Origin of the sequence: [Phormidium] sp. LEGE 05292 (assembly GCF_015207735.1) — a bacterium.
Lineage (GTDB): Bacteria > Cyanobacteriota > Cyanobacteriia > Cyanobacteriales > Aerosakkonemataceae > Floridanema.
This window is the reverse complement of sequence record NZ_JADEWG010000273.1, coordinates 1-4,407: the sequence shown is the minus strand read 5'-3', so window position 1 is coordinate 4,407 and position 4,407 is coordinate 1. Positions and strand designations below refer to the sequence as shown.

General features: G+C 40.5%; 4 protein-coding genes. 1 reads left to right on the top strand and 3 read right to left on the bottom strand.

Annotated features, from left to right (window positions below; genetic code table 11):
- Nucleotides 1-73: 73 nt before the first annotated feature.
- Nucleotides 74-1,990 (bottom strand): biosynthetic arginine decarboxylase, encoded by a 1,917-nt coding sequence (gene speA / locus IQ264_RS31690; protein WP_228061964.1) that lies wholly within the window; start codon nucleotides 1,988-1,990, stop codon nucleotides 74-76.
- 266 nt (nucleotides 1,991-2,256) lie between these two features.
- Here speA and ndk point away from each other — a divergent pair, with 266 nt between their 5' ends.
- A complete protein-coding gene (ndk, locus tag IQ264_RS31685) occupies nucleotides 2,257-2,706 on the top strand; it encodes a nucleoside-diphosphate kinase (RefSeq protein WP_193986590.1) in 450 nt (149 codons plus the stop codon).
- Between the two features lie 175 nt (nucleotides 2,707-2,881).
- Here the strand turns inward: ndk and IQ264_RS31680 are convergent, their stop codons facing one another.
- Entirely contained in the window at nucleotides 2,882-3,178 is a 297-nt protein-coding gene (locus IQ264_RS31680) for a hypothetical protein (RefSeq protein ID WP_193986588.1), read from the bottom strand.
- Nucleotides 3,179-3,498: 320 nt separating this feature from the next.
- A complete protein-coding gene (locus IQ264_RS31675; RefSeq protein WP_193986586.1) occupies nucleotides 3,499-4,236 on the bottom strand; it encodes a TerC family protein in 738 nt (245 codons plus the stop codon).
- Nucleotides 4,237-4,407: the final 171 nt, after the last annotated feature.

Below are 4,407 nucleotides of genomic sequence, written 5' to 3'. Positions count from 1 at the left end.
GTCAGATTTGTATAAGAGACAGACCTCCCTACCTCCCCACCTCCCCACCTCTTCTTCCCTTCTGCCTTCTGCCTTAGTCTACTAAATAAGTGTATCGACTGAGACTGCGTTCGTAATTTTGCAGTAACAGTTGAGATTCCTGTAAAGTGATGCGTTTTTCTTGCATCGCGTGTTCAGAACGACGGCGAATTTTTTCGACTAAATCTTCCACATCGTACTGTACATAACCGAGTACTTCTTTCATGGTGTCACCCTTAACGACGTGCTCAATTTGGTAGCCTTTGGGGGTGAGTTTGATGTGAACGGCATTAGTATCACCGAACAAATTATGCAGTGAGCCCATGATTTCTTGGTATGCGCCATTGAGGAACATTCCTAAATAGTAAGGTTCTTCTGATTTTAATGAATGAAGTTCGAGAACTGATTTCACATCTCGGAGATCGATAAAGCGATCGATCTTCCCATCACTATCACAAGTCAAATCTGCCAGAATTGCTCTTTCTGTTGGTTCTTCATCTAAGCGATGAATTGGCAAAATAGGGAATAATTGATCGATCGCCCAACAATCAGGTGCCGATTGGAAAACCGACATATTAATGTAATAGATGGAAGCCATGATTTTTTCCAAGTCTTCCAATTCGTCGGGAACGTAATCTTCTTCTCTGGTCAGCTTAACAATCTTTCGACAACAAGCCCAGTACATCCTCTCAACTCTAGCTCTTTCTGCCAGTCGTAAAATTCCTAAATTAAACCGACTAATCGCTTCTTCTTTGAATTGAGTCGCGTCGTGATAAGCTTCCTGATAATTCTCGTAATTAATAGATTGATAGGTTTCCCAAAGGTTCCAAATTATTGGGGGTTCTCCCTCTTTTGGTGCTTCTGGTTCTTCATTGGGAACATCACTACTACCAAGAACATCAAAAATTAAGACTGATTGATGAGAAGCGATCGCTCTCCCACTTTCACTTATTATCGTAGGAACAGAAACATTATGTTCCGCACAAGCATCCTTTAACTCCGCCACAATATCATAAGCATAATTTTGCATATTGTAGTTTTTGGACGCATAAAAATTAGTTTGCGAACCGTCATAATCTACCGCCAAACCACCGCCCACATCAAGATATTTCATATTCGCACCCAACCGCGCCAACTCCACATAAATTTTGCTGGCTTCTTGGATGGCATCTTTAATTACTTGAATAGCCGATATCTGAGAACCAATATGAAAGTGCAAAAGTTGCAAAGAGTTTAACAGATCGGCTTCCCGAAACTTATCTACAACTTGAATAATTTCAGGAATAGTTAAACCAAATTTAGCGCGATCGCCAGTCGAAGTACCCCAACGTCCCACACCTTGAGTACTCAATTTAGCACGCACACCGACAATTGGTTGAATCCCCAAATTTTTCGCCGCATTAATTACTAAATCTACTTCTTCAGTTTGTTCTAAAACAATAATTGGCGTTTGTCCTAAACGCTGGGATAACATTGCCGTTTCGATGTATTCTCGGTCTTTATAACCGTTGCAAGTAATCAAAGCCCCAGGCGTATCCAACATCGCTAAAGCAATCATTAATTCCGGCTTAGAACCCGCTTCCAAGCCAAATTGATGTGGTTTGCCAAAAGTGACCAATTCTTCAATTAAGTGACGTTGCTGGTTGCATTTGACCGGATAGACACCCTTGTAAGTGCCGGGGTAGTTGTAACGTGCGATCGCTTTCGCAAAACAAGCATTTAACCGCTCAATCCGATCTTCTAAAATATCCGAAAACCGAATCATTAACGGCAAAGCCAAATTACGCTGTTTCAGAGCATTTACCAATTCAAATAAATCCAGCGAACCACCACGCTCACCTTTAGGCGAAACTGTAATATGACCAGCCGCATTAATGGAAAAATAAGGCTGACCCCAACCTTCTATTCGATAAAGGGCTTCGCTATCTTCAATAGTCCACTGTCTAGTTATTTCTCTAGTCACCAGTGGCATACCCTTAGTTTCCACTTGTGCTAAAGCCGAAGATTTAGCTTGTTTTGCTTCCACAGTGGTATCTTCAGCCCGTGAGTAAGCCCCCATAGTTCTCGCCCTTACAACAACTACCGAATAGACAGTTTAGCGTATTGGCTAGCAAGTAGTTGGCTAATTTCCTCACTCAGCTTGTCAAGTTTCCCCACCAATCAGAAATTAATAAAAATTTAACCTCAGAAAGTTTTACGATACTAAGCGGTAGACAATGTTTGGGAGCAAATTTTTTAGTGGAACGCACATTTTTAGCAATCAAACCCGATGGCGTACAGCGAGCACTAGTAGGTGAAATCATCAGCCGTTTGGAAAGCAAAGGTTTTACCTTAGTCGGTTTAAAACTAGTCAATGTCAGCCGTGAACTCGCTGAACAACACTACGACGTACATAAGGAAAGACCATTTTTCCCCGGTTTGGTTAATTTTATTACCTCTGGCCCTGTGGTAGCAATGGTTTGGGAAGGCGACGGGGTAATTGCCTCTGCACGGAAAATCATTGGTGCTACCAATCCTCTAAATGCTGAACCTGGTACAATTCGCGGTGACTTTGGTGTTAGCGTCGGACGTAATTTAATTCATGGTTCCGATGCACCAGAAACCGCAACTCGCGAAATTAGTCTCTGGTTCAAGGATGAAGAATTGGTAAGTTGGCAACCAACAATTACTCCTTGGTTGTACGAATAATTTCAATTGATTTTCAATTATCTGCCATCATTAATCCGGTGGCTTTTTTTATTGTTAAAATTATGAAAATTAAAAGAAACAACTGGTTCGTTGTAGGGACTTTAGTCCTACTCTTTGACATTGCTACGACTGAAGTCGTCACAACAAACAAAGGTTCGTTGCAGGGACTTTAGTCCTAGTAGGGGCGTTCGCGTAGCGTGCCGGATTTTTCTTGGCTGAGTTTAGCCAGTTCAGCTTGGAATTTTTGGGATTTTTCTTGTTGTTTAGCTTGAAACTCTAGATTTTCAGCTTGTTGTAAATATTGCAGTTTTAATTGTGCTAATTCTATATCATTTTTGCGATCGGCTAAAATTGGATAATCATTAATTATAGGGAGAGGAGGTATAGGAATTAGATCTTCTAGGTATGGACGAACAAACTTAGCTACTTGTTTAACAGCTTTTCCCACTACCCCAAGCAATTGCCAAACCATTTTTAGACCTCCAATACTTAGCTTGATGCTAGAGTGCTGTCTTATAGAAATTCTCCAAAGACTTAAGTTTATGCCTAAATTTTTAGTAGTCGATTTCTAAGTATTAATTATACTCAGTTTAAGAGAAGCTCAAGTGTCAATAAATAATACAAAATCTTACTTTTAGCTAAGTATTTCTCAGTAAAATTTGCGATTATTGGATTTTAATTAAAATTCCGTAACCTGCTAATCCTTTACTTCTAAGTTATACGCAAAAACCCAACTCTTTAAAAGAATTGGGTTTTTGCAAGGTGATATTTAATTAAGGGAAATTGTCTGACTTAACGAAAGGTTTCTTGCTTTTCTGGTTCAGGGGTAGTGATTTTGGTTTCGGTTTCGGAATCAATTACTGTGCGCTTAGAAAATCCCCAAATAAATAACAGCGCAATTACACTAATCATCAGCCATTCTGGGGGAATTAAATCTGGGTTAAATGCTCTAACTAGTAAGCGTACCCCTACGATTCCAACGGTGAAATAACCTGCATCTCCTAGATGGACAAATTCATCTAACCAGCGGATGAATAAACCTGCCATAAATCTTAAAGTGATGATGCCGATCGTAGCACCTGTTAAGACTAACCATGTTTCTTTGGAAACTGCGATCGCAGTTGTCACACTATCCAAAGAAAACGCTAAATCCGTAAAAGCAATCATCGGTACAGCGTGCCACACCGAGGGGAATCTTGGGCCATGATGATGGTGTTCTTCATTATCATTCGAGGTAAAATATTGGAACACTAACCAAAGTAGATAAAGCCCACCTAATACTTCAAACTGCCAGTATTTTGTCACCCAGGTAGCTGTTAAAATCAAAGCCATTCTGAGTACATAAGCGATCAGCAAACCGATATTCAGCGCCTGACGTTGTAGTTTGCTATTTTCAAGTCCTTGGGAAATTGCTGCTAAGGCGATCGCATTATCCGCCGACAACACCGCCTCTAGAAATACCAAAATCACCAAAATGAACAGCGTCTCAATCCCAGCATTAAAAGGAGAGTTAAATATCTGATCCAGCATTAATTAGTTCTCAAACCTGACAGTTTATACTCAACAGCTAACAGTCCACAACCCCTTGCTAAAGAGATTATCTTCATATTAACTAATCTTAACCGAAGGCAGAAGAAAGGCAGAAGAAAGGCAGAAGGCAGAAGGCAGAAGGGAAGAAGAGATGGGGAGGTGGGGAGGTGG